This is a genomic window from Gluconobacter sp. OJA, from assembly GCF_039638325.1.
GTDB lineage: Bacteria > Pseudomonadota > Alphaproteobacteria > Acetobacterales > Acetobacteraceae > Gluconobacter > Gluconobacter cerinus.
The window spans coordinates 26,143-44,511 of the sequence record NZ_JBDIWI010000006.1 but is presented as its reverse complement, the minus strand read 5'-3'; the positions used below and the strand labels follow the sequence as shown (position 1 = coordinate 44,511).

The 18,369-nt window shown below is 54.4% G+C and carries 18 protein-coding genes and 2 pseudogenes; 9 read left to right on the top strand and 11 right to left on the bottom strand.

Features of this window, described 5'->3' with window-relative positions; translation table 11 throughout:
- Positions 1–97: 97 nt before the first annotated feature.
- The gene (locus tag ABDK75_RS16885) at positions 98–1,027 is read right to left on the bottom strand and encodes a LysR family transcriptional regulator (protein WP_194258021.1); all 930 of its coding nucleotides are present in this window, start codon (positions 1,025–1,027) and stop codon (positions 98–100) included.
- A gap of 546 nt (positions 1,028–1,573) precedes the next feature.
- Between ABDK75_RS16885 and ABDK75_RS16880 the strand changes: the two genes are divergently transcribed.
- A complete protein-coding gene (locus ABDK75_RS16880) occupies positions 1,574–2,686 on the top strand; it encodes an S-(hydroxymethyl)glutathione dehydrogenase/class III alcohol dehydrogenase (RefSeq protein WP_064275425.1) in 1,113 nt (370 codons plus the stop codon).
- Between the two features lie 321 nt (positions 2,687–3,007).
- Complete coding sequence (locus ABDK75_RS16875; RefSeq protein ID WP_346006514.1) at positions 3,008–3,412, top strand: VOC family protein; 405 nt, start codon at positions 3,008–3,010, stop codon at positions 3,410–3,412.
- 87 nt (positions 3,413–3,499) lie between these two features.
- Here the strand turns inward: ABDK75_RS16875 and ABDK75_RS16870 are convergent, their stop codons facing one another.
- The 3 genes from ABDK75_RS16870 to ABDK75_RS16860 form a co-directional block, all read right to left on the bottom strand.
- The gene (locus tag ABDK75_RS16870) at positions 3,500–3,874 is read right to left on the bottom strand and encodes a VOC family protein (protein WP_346006513.1); all 375 of its coding nucleotides are present in this window, start codon (positions 3,872–3,874) and stop codon (positions 3,500–3,502) included.
- A gap of 119 nt (positions 3,875–3,993) precedes the next feature.
- Entirely contained in the window at positions 3,994–4,581 is a 588-nt protein-coding gene (locus ABDK75_RS16865; protein WP_346006512.1) for a cysteine hydrolase, read from the bottom strand.
- A gap of 31 nt (positions 4,582–4,612) precedes the next feature.
- The gene (locus tag ABDK75_RS16860; RefSeq protein ID WP_346006511.1) at positions 4,613–4,786 is read right to left on the bottom strand and encodes a hypothetical protein; all 174 of its coding nucleotides are present in this window, start codon (positions 4,784–4,786) and stop codon (positions 4,613–4,615) included.
- Positions 4,787–4,881: 95 nt separating this feature from the next.
- Between ABDK75_RS16860 and ABDK75_RS16855 the strand changes: the two genes are divergently transcribed.
- Positions 4,882–5,697 carry an IS481 family transposase gene (locus ABDK75_RS16855; RefSeq protein WP_346006510.1) on the top strand — a complete coding sequence of 272 codons (816 nt, stop codon included), beginning with the start codon at positions 4,882–4,884 and terminating at the stop codon, positions 5,695–5,697.
- A gap of 289 nt (positions 5,698–5,986) precedes the next feature.
- Here the strand turns inward: ABDK75_RS16855 and ABDK75_RS16850 are convergent, their stop codons facing one another.
- Positions 5,987–7,108: an NADH:flavin oxidoreductase/NADH oxidase gene (locus ABDK75_RS16850; RefSeq protein ID WP_346006509.1), complete on the bottom strand. Its 1,122-nt coding sequence runs from the start codon at positions 7,106–7,108 to the stop codon at positions 5,987–5,989.
- A gap of 183 nt (positions 7,109–7,291) precedes the next feature.
- On the opposite strand from ABDK75_RS16850, the gene ABDK75_RS16845 reads away from it, so the two are divergent.
- A complete protein-coding gene (locus ABDK75_RS16845) occupies positions 7,292–8,179 on the top strand; it encodes a LysR family transcriptional regulator (RefSeq protein WP_346006508.1) in 888 nt (295 codons plus the stop codon).
- An 82-nt stretch (positions 8,180–8,261) separates the two neighbouring features.
- Here ABDK75_RS16845 and ABDK75_RS16840 read toward each other — a convergent pair whose 3' ends face one another.
- The 5 genes and pseudogenes from ABDK75_RS16840 to ABDK75_RS16820 all read right to left on the bottom strand — a co-directional run bounded on the left by ABDK75_RS16840 (position 8,262) and on the right by ABDK75_RS16820 (position 12,713).
- The gene (locus tag ABDK75_RS16840) at positions 8,262–8,567 is read right to left on the bottom strand and encodes a CerR family C-terminal domain-containing protein (RefSeq protein WP_346006507.1); all 306 of its coding nucleotides are present in this window, start codon (positions 8,565–8,567) and stop codon (positions 8,262–8,264) included.
- Positions 8,568–8,610: 43 nt separating this feature from the next.
- Positions 8,611–8,934: pseudogene (locus ABDK75_RS16835) on the bottom strand (transposase); the annotation flags it as partial.
- A gap of 12 nt (positions 8,935–8,946) precedes the next feature.
- A protein-coding gene (locus tag ABDK75_RS16830) for an IS3 family transposase (protein ID WP_408874447.1) occupies positions 8,947–10,133 on the bottom strand; the annotation gives its coding sequence in 2 pieces (ribosomal slippage) (positions 8,947–9,875 and positions 9,875–10,133; 1,188 coding nt in all).
- 129 nt (positions 10,134–10,262) lie between these two features.
- Positions 10,263–11,341, bottom strand: a pseudogene (locus tag ABDK75_RS16825) (IS5 family transposase).
- Positions 11,342–11,513: 172 nt separating this feature from the next.
- Complete coding sequence (locus ABDK75_RS16820) at positions 11,514–12,713, bottom strand: Fic family protein (RefSeq protein WP_346006505.1); 1,200 nt, start codon at positions 12,711–12,713, stop codon at positions 11,514–11,516.
- A 497-nt stretch (positions 12,714–13,210) separates the two neighbouring features.
- Here ABDK75_RS16820 and ABDK75_RS16815 point away from each other — a divergent pair, with 497 nt between their 5' ends.
- Entirely contained in the window at positions 13,211–13,615 is a 405-nt protein-coding gene (locus ABDK75_RS16815) for a glyoxalase superfamily protein (protein ID WP_346006504.1), read from the top strand.
- Between the two features lie 5 nt (positions 13,616–13,620).
- Positions 13,621–14,715, top strand: coding sequence for a hypothetical protein (locus ABDK75_RS16810; RefSeq protein ID WP_346006503.1), 1,095 nt, complete (start codon positions 13,621–13,623; stop codon positions 14,713–14,715).
- Here ABDK75_RS16810 and ABDK75_RS16805 read toward each other — a convergent pair.
- Positions 14,693–15,355, bottom strand: a complete 663-nt coding sequence (locus ABDK75_RS16805) for an SOS response-associated peptidase (protein ID WP_346006502.1) — start codon at positions 15,353–15,355, stop codon at positions 14,693–14,695. The two genes, ABDK75_RS16810 and ABDK75_RS16805, sit on opposite strands and share 23 nt — an antisense overlap.
- Before the next feature lie 394 nt (positions 15,356–15,749).
- On the opposite strand from ABDK75_RS16805, the gene ABDK75_RS16800 reads away from it, so the two are divergent.
- The 3 genes from ABDK75_RS16800 to ABDK75_RS16790 all read left to right on the top strand — a co-directional run bounded on the left by ABDK75_RS16800 (position 15,750) and on the right by ABDK75_RS16790 (position 18,353).
- The gene (locus tag ABDK75_RS16800) at positions 15,750–16,022 is read left to right on the top strand and encodes a hypothetical protein (RefSeq protein ID WP_346006501.1); all 273 of its coding nucleotides are present in this window, start codon (positions 15,750–15,752) and stop codon (positions 16,020–16,022) included.
- A 125-nt stretch (positions 16,023–16,147) separates the two neighbouring features.
- Positions 16,148–16,933 (top strand): hypothetical protein, encoded by a 786-nt coding sequence (locus tag ABDK75_RS16795; RefSeq protein WP_346006500.1) that lies wholly within the window; start codon positions 16,148–16,150, stop codon positions 16,931–16,933.
- A complete protein-coding gene (locus ABDK75_RS16790; RefSeq protein ID WP_346006499.1) occupies positions 16,824–18,353 on the top strand; it encodes a DNA polymerase Y family protein in 1,530 nt (509 codons plus the stop codon). Before ABDK75_RS16795 ends, ABDK75_RS16790 begins: the two co-directional genes overlap by 110 nt.
- Positions 18,354–18,369: the final 16 nt, after the last annotated feature.

The window sequence follows — 18,369 nt, the reverse complement described above, 5'->3', positions numbered from 1 at the left end:
AAAATAATCATTTGCGTTTTGCCAACATTTCTCACATTAGGACTATTATAAAACTGGTCTGCCGTAACGTATTGGCCAGGTCGCTCAAACATATTTTCTAAGGGATTTGAGCCATTTTCCACAAAGTCTCCCGTATCCAGCAGTGCGCCTGATCGTCTCCATAAGATCCATGCCAGATCATGTCGATCCTGACGTCTGCAAGTGCCACAGGAGGCGGACTGGTTGTGAGATTGAAGATCTTCGCCAGCATTTGCGCAGGACGGCTGTGCATAGTTGCTATCACGGGGGCCTGCACCAGCAAAGGAGCAACGCTCATAAATCTTGGCGTTGTCAGGACAACTGAGCGGCTCAGTCCTAAGAACGCCAGGGCCTTATCAACCACGCCGTTTTCTCCGGGCCGTAAGCTTGTCAGAAGATGTGGGAATTTAAGAAAATCGTCGAGAGAGAGGGGTGTTTGTAATTTGGTAATATTAGAATTGAAGAGGACCAGATATTCGTCTCGCATTAAAAGACGGCTTTTATGATGGGTTTGCGCACCACTAAAAGGCCCGATACCGATCGCTAGATCGATTTTATTTTCATCAAGAGCATTGAGGACGGATTCAGGATCGACGTTATGTAGGCGTAGGCGAATTCCCGGTGCCTTTTCGTGAAGGAATGCCAGAAATCGAGGCATCAGAAGCATTTCTATACTGTCTGGGATTGCAATCCTGAAAAGACGTTCGGCTGTGGTTGGGTCAAATGGTGTCTCACGTCCCAACAAGGCCTGAAGCCCACCGAGGGCTTCTCGCACTGGCAGACGAAGTGCTTCCGCGCGTGGAGTCCGTCGCATGCCGCCAGCATGTCGTGTTAACAGTTCATCCCCAAATAAAGTTCTAAGACGCCCTAAATTATGGCTCATGGCAGATTGGCCTATCCCCATCAGTTTTCCGGCTTTTGTCACACTTCCCGTATCCAGAAGAGCATCCAGAGCAATCAGAAGGTTCAGATCAAGCCCGGCCAGATTGATATGATCGATACCCACCATTAACCTCATTTGTTTGTTTAATTCTCAATGTCCTCTTATCTTTTTGCAATGTCTCTAAGACAGATAAGTGCCAGTTAATCAAAAGGGGAGGGAGGACATCGGGCCGGGAATGAAAGCGATGCGGTTCCTGCATCTCAGGCTGAAGCTGCTTAGTCTAGCAGGATCCGACCTGAGCCATGGAGATGCCGTGAACATTTGGTCATGATCCGGAACTACAAACTGTGCGCTTTAAGCGTCTTATAAAGTTATGCTTGAAGAAGTAGATATCGTTGCTCTGACCACAGTATCACCATATTCCCTTGTGTCATAGCGCGACAGTCTGGGTCATCGTACATGCTGTTGGAAAGTAAAGTTTGCACAGAGTGTCCTGTGCGGTAGCAAATGAAATCAATGCCTTTACAATCGCAACAGTCCAGGAAGCAGATACAGAAAATGTTTTCGTGGGGAAATAATCGATGCCGAAAGTAATCCCCGATATATAACCTGAATACTTCGCCATAGATATCAATAAAATGACGAACCGTTGAATACTTTGAGGACAGAAAAATGAAATCACGTGCTGCTGTCGCTTTTGAAGCAGGAAAGCCGCTTGAAATTGTTGAAATTGATGTCGCGCCGCCGCGTAAAGGAGAGGTCCTCATTCGGATAACGAATACTGGTGTTTGTCATACAGATGCATTCACACTGTCAGGCAACGATCCGGAAGGGCTTTTTCCAGTCGTGCTAGGGCACGAGGGGGCTGGTATCGTTATCGAAGTTGGCGAAGGTGTAACAAGTGTCGTCCCGGGAGATCATGTGATCCCGCTTTACACGGCGGAATGCGGAAAATGTGAATTTTGTTTGTCCGGGAAAACCAATCTGTGTATTGCTGTTCGCGCAACACAGGGCAAAGGCTTAATGCCGGACGGTACAACGCGTTTTTCATATAATGGTCAGCCTTTGTACCATTATATGGGATGTTCGACGTTCAGTGAATATACAGTTGTTGCTGAAGTCTCGTTGGCGAAAATTAATCCTGAGGCCAATCCAGAACATGTCTGCCTTTTGGGGTGCGGTGTCACGACGGGAATTGGTGCGGTCCATAATACAGCCAAGGTTCAGCCGGGGGATTCCGTTGCTATCTTCGGCCTGGGTGGTATTGGTCTTGCTGCGGTTCAAGGGGCACGACAGGCGAAAGCAGGACGCATTATTGCCATTGACACCAATCCGGAAAAATTTGCGTTAGCACGCCAGTTTGGCGCTACGGACTGCTTGAATCCTAAGGATTTCGATAAGCCCATTCAGGAGGTTCTGATCGAAATGAGTGGCTGGGGTATTGATCATACCTTCGAGTGTATTGGCAATGTCCATGTCATGCGCTCAGCCCTGGAAGCTGCGCATCGTGGATGGGGGCAGTCTATTGTTATTGGTGTCGCCGGAGCGGGGCAGGAAATCTCGACACGTCCGTTTCAACTGGTCACAGGACGTGTCTGGAAAGGCTCTGCTTTCGGCGGTGTCAAAGGTCGTTCCCAACTTCCGACTATGGTCGAAGAGGCGATGAAGGGGGACATTGAGCTTGCTCCCTTTGTTACCCATACCATGCATCTGAACCAGATTAACGAGGCTTTTGACCTCATGCATGCAGGAAAGTCTATTCGGTCGGTTATCCACTTCCACTGAGAGCGTTGAATTAAAATTAGACGATGAGGTACAGAAAAAAACTGCCATCCTTGTTGTCCAATGGGCGTCTGCAAAACGGACATAACTGAAGATGGTGCTTGACCGCTGCTGCTAGCATCAGCAAAGTCGTATTTGCCTAGAAAGACAGCGATGCAGGTATGGTGATAACCTGTGGTCTCTTCAGAGACAGTCACGCTTGAGCGAATAAACGCGCTCTTGGCCATGGCCGGACACGACGAGGATAGGCCTCGTCCGTGGTCGGTCGTTGCTGTCCAGATTGCGATCGGCTCGTGTCCGTCTCACCAACGGAAAGACACAGTCATGAAGCTGAACCATATCAACCTCTACAGCCACGATACTGAGGCTGATCGCATGATGTTCGAACAGTATTTTGGCCTGCGCACTCTCGTTGTCCGTGAGATCAAAATGGCCATCATGCAGGATAATGATGGGCTGGTTCTGATCGTCAATCATTTCGATAACAAGCTCGAAGGCTTTGATTACCCCAGGCAATTCGACATCCTGCACATTGGTTTCATCCAGAAGTCTCGCGAGGACGTCGATGCTCTCTATGAGCGCCTAAGCGCCGATGGTTGGGAGGTGCAGGCTCCATGCAACGCACATGGTGCGTGGTCCTTCTACTTGCGAACGAAGGGTGGTTATTTCATCGAAGTGACGACATTAACGCCGGTTCGCCCCGAAGAAGCATATCAGGGAGCCCCATGATAATACTGGGCACGAGAGGTTGAGCAATTGGCCGAGCTTCATCAACGATACGGATCATACGTCTCTTAGCACCTCAAAGTCAGTGAACTAGGTGGTGGTCTGGGTACGAGCCGTAAGCTTGTTTCCATCTGGATCGCGAAGGTAAGCAACGAATGCTCCGTTTGGGCGCTCAATGGGCGGGCTTTCTATGCTGGTTCCGCCATGGGCGATACCGGCGTCATGCCACGCAACAACATGGCTGGGACTGGCGGCAGCAATGCCAATGGTCCCGCCATTGGCAGCCATCGCGGGCTCTCCGTTTATCGGCGTTGTGATCATCAACCGTCCCCCATTGTGTCTGTAGATGAGACGACCTCTGGAATCCATTTCGCCAGGGACGCCTCCTAAGGCGGCAAATGTTGCGTCATAGAAAGCTCTCGCCTGTTCGAGGTCATTGCTGCCAATCATCACGTGGGTGAACATGGTTCTACTCCTTAACTAAGAACAATAGAATATCCGATATCAGTACATATACTCATTATTTAATACGTTCTATACTAATATTATTTCTCTCTCTTAAGTCGATATTATCACCGATCGATTTATGATAGATCCCTGATGACTGTCTCCGAAGTTACGACCGACCCAATCGGCGGAATGAGTTTTTCCATAAGAAACGCTTGCATGTTTGCATCACTGTCCGCACAAGCATCCTCTACGACAACGACATTGTAATCCAGATCAAAAGCCTGCCGAAAAGTTGAGAGTACTACGCCGGAGGTTGTAACACCCGCCAGAAGGACTGTTTGAATTCCGTTAGCCCGCAGAATCATATCGAGATCGGTACCGCTAAAAGCGCCTATCCGATGCTTGATAATGACAGGATCCTGTTCGTGTGGTGCAAGAGAAGCATCAATTTGCATCTCTTCGCTGCCCGGTTTGATCAGTCCATTGTCTCGCAGCCAGGAAAACATCGCGTTCCGATCGCTTATTTCGGGATAATCCGACCGAAACGAGACCATGACATGAATAACTGGTAACCCAGCATGCCGTGCAGCTTTCAGGATATGTGCAGCTGTCGAAACGACTTGGGACGCAATTTCGGGTGACATAAAATTCTTGAGAACAAACCCCTGGAAATCCATCAGGATCAATGCAGATGTTTGCGGCTCCAGCGTCAAGTTCGTCATGAGAGTCTCCTCATAGGATAGAATTGAAAAATCAGTGCTTTTGGGGCGGCAGGCGCAGAACAAACCAGTTTCCTGTGGCTCCCAGACCCAACAGGATGCTTGTTCCCAGGAAAACTGCTCGCATACCGATCTGCCCACCAATAAAGCCACCAAGTAGCGGTTCGGCGACCTGTCCTGCATATTGTGCAGAAATTGCCGCCCCCATGATGCTTCCAACTCTGTGATCTGGAACATTGTGCCTAGGTGTTTAGTCCCAGGGTTTGATGGTGTGATATTTTCACGAGAGTGGAGGGAAGCCTTATGGGACAGAGACGTCATGGGAGCGCCACGACCACGCACGCCGTGCGAGCGGCAATACAGCGATCGCAGGCTTCGCTCGCGACGCTGAGCGAGGAGTTCGGGATCAACCCGAAAACAGTTGCAAAATGGCGAAAGCGTCAAACGGTTGAGGATCAGAAGACAGGTTCTAAAGAGCCGCGCTCAACGGTCCTGTCCGAGACGGACGAAGCGATGATTGTGGCGTTTCGCCGGCATACTTTACTGCCGCTGGATGACTGTCTTTATGCCCTGCAGGCCAGCATCCCTCATCTGACACGCTCGGCTCTGCATCGCTGCCTTCAGCGCCACGGGATATCCCGGTTGCCGGACATCGAAGGAGACAAGCCCAAACGCCAGCGCTTCAAACGCTATCCCATAGGTTTTTTTCACATCGATATTGCCGAAGTACAGACTGCTGAGGGCAAGCTGCACCTCTTCGTTGCTATCGACCGGACAAGCAAATTCGCTGTCACACAACTCGTCGGGAAAGCCGATCGGAAGACAGCCTGGGAATTCCTCGAACATCGTCTGACGAAACCCAATCATCCCTGGACGAACGGTCAGGTTGAGCGGATGAACCGGACGATCAAGGAAGCAACCGTCAAACGCTTCCATTACGACAGTCATGAGCAGTTAAGGACACACCTCAACGACTTCATGGCAGCCTATAATTTCGGGCGAAGACTCAAGACCCTCAGTGGCCTCACACCTTACGAATACGTCTGCAAAATCTGGACTGCAGAGCCAGAAAGATTCATCATCAATCCAACCCATCAAACCCCGGGACTAAACACCTAGTTCCGAGGTCAGTGTGTTTACCAATAGATTGACGGATAGTCCGAGATCTGGGCGAGGGTCATAGACGACCGTGCCGCCTTTCAACCTCAGGTGTCTTATTTCGCCAAATAGATCCACCTGTCCTCCAGGCACAGCATTTTACAGGGCTACTATTTATAATGACCCAATGACAGTCTTGTATCATATTGGTCACCGGCCGTTCCTCTGAAAAAGAAACAGCCGGTAGAACTCCAGTTGATGACACAAGTAGTCCTACCCTGAGAGAAGGATAGGAATGATGCTTGTCGTCTCAGAACTGCCCGAGACTGTAACGCTCGAGCCAGCGGGCATATGGAGCAGGCAAGACCCAGGCCGGTCGATCTGCTCGCAAGGCTTTTGCGGCTGCATAGGGCCAATGCGGATTGGCAAGAAGTGCACGTCCAATCGACACGAGATCCAATCTTTGCTCGGCAGCAGCCTGCTCTGCCACGGCAGGCACCTCGAAGCCCCAGGCCGACGTCACCGGGAGGTCCGCTTCTTTACGAACGCGGCCAGCAATAGGCGCCATGAAGCCTGGTCCCCACGGAATTTTCACATCGGGGACGGTAAAACCGATACTCACACTCAAAAGATCCAGTCCCTCCGCCTTGAAACGCTTCACCAGTTCCATGGACTCAGAGAAGGTCTGCTCGTCCCGGCCATCGAACTCAATGACTCCAAAGCGGGCTGTCAGAGGTAGATGTTCCGGCCATACTTTTCTAACCGCAGCAAGGGTTTCAATGAGGAAACGACTGCGATTTTCCAGGCTCCCGCCATAAGCATCGGTTCGATGATTGCTATGCTCAGAGAAAAAGCTCTGTGCCAGATAGCCGTGCGCAAAATGCAGTTCAATCCATTCGAATCCGGCTTCAAAAGCCCTCCGTGCTGCATCAACAAAGTTCTGCTGCACACGAGTGATATCTTCCTGAGTCATCGCTTTGGGCGTCCGGGGAAGATGATTGCCAAAGGCAATAGCAGAGGGAGCAATGGTCTGCCAAGCTCGCGGATCGCTTTCGGGAAGATGGTCATCTCCCTCCCATGGGCGATTGGCATTTGCCTTACGTCCCGCATGAGCGATCTGGATACCAGGCACTGCGCCACCATCTTTGATGGCCTTGACGATTGGGACAAAAGCCCGTGCCTGTTCGTCATTCCATAGACCCGCACAATTCGGAGTAATCCGACCTTCTGGCGCAACGGCTGTTGCCTCGACAACGACCAATCCGGCTCCACCGCGTGCCAACGCGCCATAGTGAACATGATGCCAGTCATTCACGACGCCCTCTGTGGCCATATACTGGCACATCGGAGGGATTGCGATGCGGTTACGCAACTTGGTGTCTTTGAGAGTAAAAGGTTCAAACAGAGCAGGAGAGGCCACGTTTAGCTCCATAATTTATAGCAAAATGAGTACCTGAGAACGCTAGCGATCGAGCACAGATACTTTCAGGATTACGTCTATCCGGCGTGATGCAAATTGCTGTTCTGACTAACACCTGCTCACCTTAAGCCATTGTCATGCGTGCGATAAACGGGACAATACTCCGAACATAACGGAACGAACTGCAATCATGTCATGACATATTTTGGGCCTTTGGAGGCCTTCGTACAGGCCGCAGAAACAAGTAGCTTCAAGGAAGCTGGGCGGCGGATGGGTCTCTCCTCCTCGGCGATTGGTCGAACGATTGCCAAGCTGGAACAGGAATTGGGCGTGCGTCTCTTTCATCGTTCGACACGTGCTATTGCCCTCACAGCGGAAGGGCAGAAATTTCTTGTGCACTGCTATCAGATTTTCGCAGAGTTCGAGGCGGCCCGAGAGGAACTGAGCAAGGCTACGGTGGAGCCTAAAGGACGTCTACGCGTCGGCTTTCCAAATCTGGGAGTTGAGTTGATGTCTCATATCGTTGCATTCCAGAAACATTTTCCTGAAATCGAACTGGATCTTGATTTCAGTGATCGTCTGGTCAACCTGGTTGAAGAGGGGTTTGATGCTGTCATGCGCATAGGTGCTGTTGATGACTCGCGTCTTATGATGCGAAAACTTAACGGGTTTCACCACAGGCTCGTAGCCGCGCCAGACTATATCGTCCAGCGAGGGCTGCCGGTCAGTCCTGATGATCTTCGGGCGCATCTTTGTTTGAGATACCGCTATCCCAGCAGCGGAAAGCTGGCTCCCTGGCCTTTTCTGATTGAGGGGGAACTGATCCGCCCGGAGCTGCCAACATCTTCAGTTTCCAATAATATCAACTCTTTACTGAGCCTGGTAGAGGAGGGGCTGGGCATTGGTCTGCTTCCGGATTTCATGGTTCAAGAGAGGGTTAAGGCAGAGCGGCTTGTCCCGGTTCTGGACAGCTACATTCACGATAAAAGAGACGTCTGTATCCTCTGGCCTTCCAGCAGGCAGTCCCTCCCCAAGATCCGGGCTTTTGTTGGGTTTATGGCGGAGCGTCTCGGAGCTGGATAGCACTGGATTAAATTACAATGAACGTTTGCGTTCGTTCCACAAGCGTCAGGAAAGAATATATGCATCATCTGTAGAATGTCACTCAAACACTAAAATCAGACGCACCAGATGCGGAAGAGGGCCGTTTTGTCATTTGCGAGTCATGAGAAAGAATGGTGCGTGTTTGTTCCCTCAGAATTGCCTGAAGCAACTCCAGTCTTCCTTCTGAAAAATCAGGCCAGCCGAGTCTTTGAAGCGTTAAATCCCGGCCACTGTGAAAAGGATGAGCCTGTCCGATAATCGCGATCGTCTTGATGATCACTGGCATATCGGTGGGCTCTTTTCCCAAAGCGATCGCGACAAGGCGTCGACAATGCGCATGAAACTCAAATTCTACGGCCCGGTTCAAAACGGGATCTGACGGTCCAATGTCATTATTGCTTTGATATCGAGCCAGAAATGCCGCCGCTTTCCGTAGTTTTTACCGACTGGCTGTCAATCACGCCCGCGCTCGGGGAGGCTTCGCGTCCTTCGATCTCCCGCAGGTTCATGACCAGCACCGTGTTCATGCCCTCGAACAGCCCGGCATCACGCCACGCATAGAAGTAACGCCGGACGGTCGAAACCGGTGGAAAGCATTTCGGCAGCAGACGCCATGCGCAGCCGCCCGAGGCAATATAGAGCATCGCATTCACGACCTCGCGCATATCCGTCGTGCGCGGTCGTCCAGAGATGGACCCGTCCGTTCGGACAGTTTTTGGGTTTGAATAAGCTATACCCGGTTGTTGTTATGCCGCCATTCTGACGGCGCTGCTGTTGGCCCTCTGGTCCGGGGTTAACCCCGGACCAGAGGGCGTCGGCGCGTCATGATACGCCTCATCGGGCGTGCGTCCAGCCAGTGCCGTATGCGGACGCCTTTCGTTATAATGGGCGATCCATCTGCCAAGCCCGGCCCTCAGCTCTGAGCCCGTCTCGAACGCGTGCAGGTAGACGCATTCGTATTTCAGCGACCGCCACAGACGCTCGATGAACACGTTGTCCAGCCAGCGCCCACGCCCGTCCATGCTGATACGGATCTGACGCTCTTCCAGGAGCCCGGTAAAACGGGGCGTCGTGAATTGTGAGCCCTGGTCCGTATTGAAAATCTCCGGAGTGCCGTAGCGCATCAGCGCATCCCGGAGTGCCTCAATACAGAACTCCGCGTCCATCGTGTTCGACAGACGCCAGGACAGCACCTTGCGCGTGAACCAGTCCATGATCGCCACGAGATAGAGAAAACCCCGTTTCATGGGAATATATGTGATATCGGAACACCAGACCTGGTTAGGTCGATCGATGACCAGATCCCGCAGCAGATACGGATATTTCCGATGCTCCGGATGGGGCACACTCGTGCGCGGCTTCTGGTAGATCGCCCGTAGCCCCATAATTGCCATGAGCCGCCGGACCCGCTTGCGACCAACTTCATGTCCTAGGCGGCGGAGATACCATGTCATCTGCCGTGAGCCATAATACGGCGTTTCCAGGAACTGGGCGTCGATCAGCCGCATCAACGCCAGATTGGCCTCGCTCTGTGGCACAGGCCGATAGTACACGCCCGACCGGTTGAGGTGCAGCAGTGTGCATTGCCGGATTATCGGCAGATGCGCTCGCTTCGGGTCGATCATCTGCCGCCTCTGATCACGCCCAACCGAGCAGAGGCATCGCGTAAAAAATCCCGTTCCACGAGCAGCTCGCCTATCTTCGCGTGCAGTTTTTCCACATCAGTAGAGCTGACCGGGGGCTCAGACACCGTCTTCCCGGAAAAGGTCGCCGCCATCCCCTCGATCGCCTGCCGTTTCCACTGGGCGATCATCGTCTGATGCACACCATGTTTCGTAGCCAGTTCCGCCAGCGTCAGCTCCCCACGGATCGCCTCCAGGGCAACCCGTGATTTGAACTCCGCCGCATACCTCTTGCGCGTAACCTTGCCCATAAAACCCGTCCTCTCTCAGGTCGGATTATAGCTTAGACCTCCGTCTGAAAAACGGGGTCCACCTCTGTTCTTTGGGGTTGCTTTTGATCGGCGTTTTGAGCAGATCAGGGGCTGTCCCCCGTTGGATAGCTATGCGCTCGCGTTCAATCTTTCGAGGAAGAGGAAGCGGCGCATGTTGTAGACACGATATTGGCGAGCCCGATCCTCATGGTGGCCCGGGTGATGCCGACGGTCCGGATGAACAATCCTGTCTGTGACTTCTGATCGGCAAAGACGTGCTCAACGCGGGATCGGATCACCGACTTTCCTGCGTTGGATCTCTGGATATGCAGGGGCATCGGTTTGAGATGCGGTTTTTTTCTGTGAGCCTTTGAGACAAAACCCTCTTTGCCCATGAAGTCTTCGTTGGCTTTTGAGCGATAGGTCGTGTTGGCCCACACCGTTGAGGCCGTATTGGTTTTATCCAGCAGCCCCTCTCTCAATCGTGCGCCATCACTGGCGGCGGCATGCGTCGTCTTCCATTTGCGGATGAACCGAAACTTCCGGTCGATGGAGATATGGGATTTGTAGCCAAAGAACGGGTTGGCGAGATCGCTGGGTGGCATGGTTCCATCGTCCTGCCGCTTCGCCTTCGTGAACTTCAGTGTCCATCGTGCATGACGATCCTTGTGCGACAGCTTTGCGGACTTGTCCTGCCAGTCTTCGAGAATACCTTCTGCTCGCAGATCAGCTTTCTCGGCGTTGGTATTGCGCTGCTTTGGAGCAGCCATCAGTGTTGCATCCAGGATCTGACCGGACATCGGCAGATAGCCAGCGTTGTGCAGGGTCGCGTCAAAGCGATCAAACAGTCTTTCAATGGCCCCCGCCTGGGTCAGACGCTCGCGGAACAGCCAGACCGTTTTGGCATCCGGCTCCCGATCTGAAGGCCCCAGAACAAGGAAGCGCATAAAGGAGAGATGGTCGTTGATCAGATACTCTGTCCGCTCATCAGACAAATTGTTGAGCGTCTGGATCACCAGAATCTTGAACATCAGTACCGGATCAAATGGCGGACGTCCGCCCTGATCTGAATAAGCCAGGGCCTTTTCCAGATCAGGGCGGAACACCTCAAAATCCACCGTCCGGGAAAACGCTTCGAGCTGATCGCCAAGCCCGCTCAACCGGGCAAGCCGCTCTTCAACATCAAAGAAACCAAGCTGTTTCATGATCCATGCCCCCAATCAGATCCGGAGGAATGAAATTACAGAAGAACCCTCCAATCGGGATCGAACGAAAAACATTATAGTTGGCATAACAAATATTATGCGACATAATTTTTACTGCTGGAAATCATAATATAAAAGTCTTGTTTTCTCGCTGACCACAATCAAAGGAATAGCGTTAGAGTTGAGCGCCCGTGCCTGGAACGATAGGATCTTCCGCAAAAGGTCGGTTCAGGATGCCAAGCACTTCATCTGCAACGTAAATCCTATTGCGGGCATAGCCAGTTCGCTCTCTTAGTATCCCCGCCTGGCAAAGCTGGCCAATTGCTGTGTGAGCAGCTGGTGGCGTAATCGACAGCAAAGTTCCCAGCCGTGGAGCCGTCAGAACCGGATAATCCCTAAGGATATCAAGCGCTCGTAGCGCTGCTGATCCCTTTCGGAATGAACGACGGATCAACCATGCAGCGTTCAGGGTTCTGAGAGCTTCACGGGTGATGCGTAACTCCTGAACCGTTTGAACAATGGCATTCGATACAAAGCCGATCAGAGGAAGCCAGTTTAGTTTCTGCTGTGCTTGTTTGAGTGCTGCATAATAAGCCTGTTTGTGGAGCTCTATATACGGTGAAAGATAGAGCGGAACTTGTTTCTCAGCTGCCATCATCAAGGGCAGCAGGAGCCGGCCCACGCGACCATTCCCGTCTCGGAACGGATGAACAGCCTCAAAATGAGCGTGGGCTAACGCCATCCGGGTAATCAAGGATTGGGTCATCATCTGCATCCCATCTTCCCGCATGTAATCCAGGGTCTCTTCCAGGAAATGAGGGACTTCAGCCGGAGGGGGAGGATTATAGACGGAATAGGCGATGTGCCCATTGCCGCCGATCCATACGACCTCCTGTCGGAAATCTCCCGGAGTATCCCGGTAGGACGCATCGTGGCCGAGTACACTACGATGCAGGTTCTGGATCAGATCGACCTGAAAGATTTGACGGCCCGCAATAAGAGCCGATGGTACGAACCGCTCCAGAGCCAGCGCGTAATCCCGAACCTGTCGAACCACCTGCCCCCCCTGGTCGTCATCTTCGTCAGCAATAAGAAGTTCATCCAGGGTGCTATGGGTTCCTTCCATCGCCGAACTGCTGACAGCTTCACGGCGGCTGAGAATACGACTGATCTGATAAGGGTCTGGGAGAGAGCGTGCAATCTCATCAGCCTGTCCCAATGCCAGCTGGGCTTCGGAATGCACCGCTGTGATTTCTTCAAGAGGAATTCCTTCCTCCGGAAGAGGGAGAGGAAGAACCCCGTAGTGATGCTCATAAGGGACTGGAAGACGCACCAGACGCTCACGGACACCACCGGATAGTTCAGTTCGCTTCATGCCCCAAACCTTTATCAAAGAACTTGAAAAGACAATCTTATTAAAGGTTATTAAAGAAAGCTTTCAATAATTTTCTCTTTTCGGGGCTGTGTGAAAGGTTCGCGGATATGGATGCAATCAACATTTTGTCCTGACGATGGACAGACGACTGCTACGCAACTAGGGCGTTGTGGCCCTGACTGACTCAGAGAGCTAATCCCCCCTTGTTGGGACAACGGTTGGGCTAAAATATCGTACCGCATGAAAGTCTAGTGACCAGCTCATCTACGCCCTGGGTACAGTGGTTCGCCCGTCCAATTAACGATCAAATCAACCGATTGTAATCCTGTTCAGTCTAGATGAAAGATGCTAGTTATCCTGCCCTAGGCGAGAGACATGACGCGCCTTCCGGCCTGTGAAACAACGGAAAAGTCTCTCAGACGCATTGTCATAACGTCCCGTTCGGAGTGAGACGCAAATCAGGCCCTGTGACTCAGTTTTCCGGTCGAGGATTTCAGATGACGATTTCTCTTGAAGCACTCAAAAGACAGGCCCGACAGGAAAGCCAGTCTGGCGCATTGTCTTACACGCAAGCTCTCGAACGCCTCTCCAAACAGCACGGGTTCCGGACGTTTGCGGCCCTGAAGGCCAGCCTCTCCAAGTCAGTGCCCGCGGATCTCCAGCACTCAGACACTAAGAAAATACACACTTCTCCATGCGGGTTGAAGTGGACGCTGATCGAGCCGGTTTTCGTCGGAGACTTAAAGGATGCTCCTCCATTTTCCATGGATCAGATCGAGCCGATAGGCGACCGGCTGATTAAGACCAATTATTCCATTCCCCTGCCGAAAGAGCTTATCGAGTATCTGGAGCCCGTATGGAACTCTTATGCTGCGGACGTTTCCAAGAGCGACGCCTCGTAGAGTACGTGGCTGCTCCTCCGTTCGCTGAAAGACTGACCCGCCTCAGTCTCGAACTGGGCCGCTTGGACCAGGCGCTGAGAGGAGCATCAGTGACGCCTGCTGTTGTGTTCCGACAACGCCTGGCTGCCATCCAGCGTCACTGCGCTGTCGATGGCTGGATGATTGATCCCTGGTATCTCGTCGCTGAACTGCATGGTCTTGCTCCGAAAGTGGTCGGGCAGGACAGTTTCGAGCGTGGCACGACCGTGGATGCTGCCTCTCATGCCTTTACGCTCTGGCGTTGGCATGCTCACCCGGATGAGATGCAGACAAATGCCATTACCGAAGCCGAAGCGTTCCTGAACGACCAGTCATCCGGCTGGGGACCCATCCTCAATGCAGGCATCGCTTTTCATCGCTGGCTGGAGTCCGGGCGTCCCCGTGCTCCCTTCTGCGCAGCGTTAGGCCGCTACTGGCACTCCCATGATATTCTCCGGACGCCTTTAATCCTGACCGGCATCGAAGCAGTCACGCCTGGAGCGCCCTGGGAAATTGAGTCTTGGCTGTGCTGCTGGCTCGATGCTCTTCTGGCCGAAGTCCGTGAGACGCATGACCTCTTACGTCAGCTGGAGCGAGCAAAGAGGCAGGCGCTAGAGAGATGCGGCGCGCAACGTCGGCATTCGCGCGCACCCCAAGCGATCAATATACTGGCGATCCAGCCGCTCGTGTCCGCGTCCATGCTGGCGGATCGTCTCGGCATGTCACTGAAAAGCGCGCTGCAGCTTCTCAGCGTGTTCCAGGACCGGGGCATTGTTGTAGAAGTCACGCACCGGGCGGCTCATCGCCTGTTCGGTCTTGCCGGACTGGATCCCCTTCGCGACGTTGTGACACCGCCCAACCGACCCGTTCCCGGCCGAAAACGCGGGCGTCCGCGTAAGAATGATCCTTTCACGGCACAGTCTGTTCTGGCGGAAGAGAGTGCACAGCTCCAGCCCCCAACTCGGTTGGATCCGGTTCAGTTCGACTATGAGGATCTGGCTGCTGCCATGAATCAGGCAGATGAAGCCATGATGCGAAGCTCCCGGCTAATCGCCCGCCTCAAAGGAAAGATGGCGAGCTAGATCGTTCATCTGGTCGGAGAACCGCAAGAGATGACTTTTGCAACGGTCTCTGGAGTTGCAAAGCGATCGGAGTCGGAGCCGTCAGCCAGGTCTCGATCTCCTCGCGGCTTTCCAGAATGACGGGCATGGCTTTGGGATGATAGGGCGCGACTACGCCATTGGCTTCCGTGGTCAGGAAACCGAAAAGATCGGTCGTGACCTCGCCTTCCTTGAGCTTGCGCACCGAGGTCCAGGACGTCCAGATCCCGGCAAAGAAGCGGAGCGGCTTCGTGGCATCAGCTGCAAACCATACCGGATGAAACGAACCGTCATCCTGTCGCGCCTGTTCCGAGAAAGCCGTAAATGGCACGACGCAGCGATGAGAAAGGCCCAGCCAACGTCGCCAGTGCGGAGATGCCGTATTGCGGATGTTCGTCACTCCCCGGTCGACCTTGCGCCCTTTGAGGGCAAACGCCGGAGATGGCATGCCCCACCGGGCCAGAACCATCTCCCGTCCGTTCTGCCCGTGGCGCACAATTGGCGCCGCGTAGTCCGGATAGATGTCCGGCATGAGCGGAAGGTTGCCCGTGTGGTCATTGAGTATCTCCGCAATGGCGCGGATCTCGTCCTGTGAGGACGTCTGGGCATACAGATTACACATGATCGCTTTCTTGCTCTGAAGCAGGGTGTCCTATCCGGAATTGGCTCTCAGGAGGAAAATACCGATCGCAGTGCCTGTGTTTCCTTAATCAGAAGAAATAAAAGCTGTTGTTGTTTGTGCGGTGGACTTGTGGGCAGAGCCGCGCCCTGTGGTCAGCTCGCCAGAGTTGTCCCCAGGGCGTGAGTGACCGCCTTTAGGCGGCTGTCCACAAATCCACGGCCAGGAACCTTCTGTCTGGCTAATTATTCTCATACCCCGTTGCTGACCGAATACGGTTAGTTCGGTTTGGTCTTTTGTACTCGGCAGCCTTTAGCCTCATGCCGCACTCACATAGGCCATCGGTAAAGTCCTCCTGTAGCGGCTCAGCAACTGAGGCAGCCAAACGGAGATGACCATGGCCACACCGACAAACACTGCACGTTCTGAAGGGGCACACCTTCTGTCCCGCGCTCTTCTGCACATCCGTGCCAACGCTCAGAGCGTGCTCGGATCCAGCGAAGCGCTCTCCCCTGAGCATCGGCGTGTGCTCTCGGCCATTGAGGCCGCTGCCGACGCTGTGCACAACCTTCCGCATCTGCTGGCCGAGCAGACAGAATCAAACGAAGTCGCCCTCATCGGCGAAGTGACAACCGCAAAAGAGGCCATGACAACGCTTAAAATGGGCTGATAAACAGCTCTTTTGAGCCTGCTGGACGGAGAGATAACGCCGTCTTACACAGCGATCTCTCTCAAAAAATAACTTGCGTCCCGCGTTCGTTTGTTCTCTTTCTGTTCTCGTCAAGGAGAACGGTTATGACTTCGAACGCGCTGGCGCGTCTGCGCGAGCAGGTCCGATGCCTCGAGCGTCGGAGCCTCACTCACTCTATTCTCCGGGTGCTGCCAACAGGCCTGCAGCCGGTCGATGACCACCTGGGCGGCGGTCTCAGAACCGCCTGCCTGCATGACATTCTGGTGCCCGATCCGCTTGAAATTGGTTCCAGCCTCGCCCTGCTTCTGCCTCCGCTCGCGCGCAGTGGCCAGCCTGTTTTCTGGCTGGTAACGGCTCCCCCTCAGCTCCATGCGTGGGGACTGCATCGGACCGGGATCTCGCTCCGACACCTGATCTGCGTTGAGAGCGATGACACCAGTGTTCTGGCCGTCGCCGAGGACATTCTGCGCGGTCCCGAGCGCGCCCTTGTCGTGATAGCCGGTCCGCATATTCCCTCCCTGACAGAAGTACGTCGTCTGAATCTGGCCGCCGAAAGCAGCGGGAACACCGGCTTTTTCCTGCGCCCTGTCAGCACCTCCCGTTCACCCGGAAAAGATCCCTGTGCCTGCGCCACACGCTGGCAGATTACTTCTCATCCTTCAGCCCCTTTCTGTTTGCCGGGACTGGTTCTGCCGCTTCCCGGACCCCGTCGTCTTTCCGTCTCGCTGTTGCGGGTGCGTGGAGGACGTCCTGCCCACTGGCTCCTCGACTGTCCTGACCATGCGCCGCTTCCTCGCCCTGTGGCTTCCCTTCTGGCGCACAGAGCGCCTCCAGCTCTGCCAGCCGGATCATTATCCCCCCGATCGCCCGCTTGTCTTGCACGCGCCTGAACACAACCGCCAGGCGCTTACGGCCGTCAATCCGGTGGCGCTGGCAGCGGGACTGAGACCCGGCCAACCGCTGGCCCAGGCACGGAGCCTTGTGCCGGACCTCCTATGCGTCGAGCAGGACACTGACGCCGATGATGCGGCTCTTCACGAGCTTTGTTGCTGGCTGCTGTGGCTGTCGCCCCTGCCCGCTCTGGATGCGCCGGATGGCCTGTACAGTGACACAACTGGCTGTGCCCATCTTTATGGTGGTGAAGAGGCCATGCTGTCTCTGGTCCGAACGCGCCTTTCCGAGAAAGGTCATGCCTGTTCTCTGGCCCTGAGCGACAGCGCGGCGGCCTCGCGCGCTCTGGCACGCTCGCGCCTCGACGGGGCCTGTGTCATCCCGCGTGGTCAGCAGAAACAGGCTTTGGACAAACTATCCTGCTCGGCTCTGCCGATTGCCCCGGAGACAGCCGCCCGTCTCAATCGTCTGGGACTGACAAGCATTGGTGCGCTTGCAGCCCTTCCCCGCGCGCCTCTGGCCAAGCGGTTCGGCGCGGAACTTCTCACCTGTCTGGATGAAGCCGTTGGCCTTCAGGCAAGACCGCTGAGCGTGGCTCAGGTGCGGGACCGGATCTCGCTGTCGCGCTCGCTTGTCGAGCCTATCGGCACCGCCGAGGCGATTGCGACCGTCATTGAAGCTCTCGTGCCAGACGCCTGCGCCCTGCTCTCCCGTCGCGGTGAAGGCGCACGGCAGATCGATTTTCTCTGTGTCCGTGTGGACAGCACGCTCCAGGCCATCCGTGTGGGCACGTCCGATCCGACCTCAGACATGTCCCGCCTCCTCCGCCTCCTCAAGGATCAGATTTCCCGGATTGAACCCGGTTTTGGCATCGAGGCTGTCACCCTCACCATCAGCGCCAGCGAGCCCATAGAAGCCGGCCCCGCTCGCCCGGTACTTTCAGACTCAGAGGATCGTCAGGTCGACACGGTGCCCGCGACCCTCATCGACCGGCTGATCAACCGTCCGGGTGTTATCTCTGTCTATCAGCTCGCGCCCCGGTTTTCCGCCTGGCCAGAGGACGGACAGTCTCGCGTTTTTCCGGACGACATGGCAAAACCGCCTCTCGCGAGCCAGATGCTCTGGGCGCGGCCGAACATTCTGTTCGATCTGCCCGTCCGGGTGCGGGTCACTGCCCTGCTTCCGGACGGTGCGCCCCGCCAGTTCGTCCTGAAGCGACAGACGCATCGCATTGCTGCGGCCGATGGCCCTGAGCGTCTGCTGGGGGAATGGTGGCACACGGCTGAAGCCTACGGCGCGATCCGCGACTACTGGCAGGTCGAGACCACGACCGGCCTGCGCCTGTGGCTGTTTCGCAAAGGCGACGGAACCCATGCCTGGTCCGGTTCAGGTGACTGGTTTCTTCAGGGGGTGTTCTGATGGACTCCCGCGATGA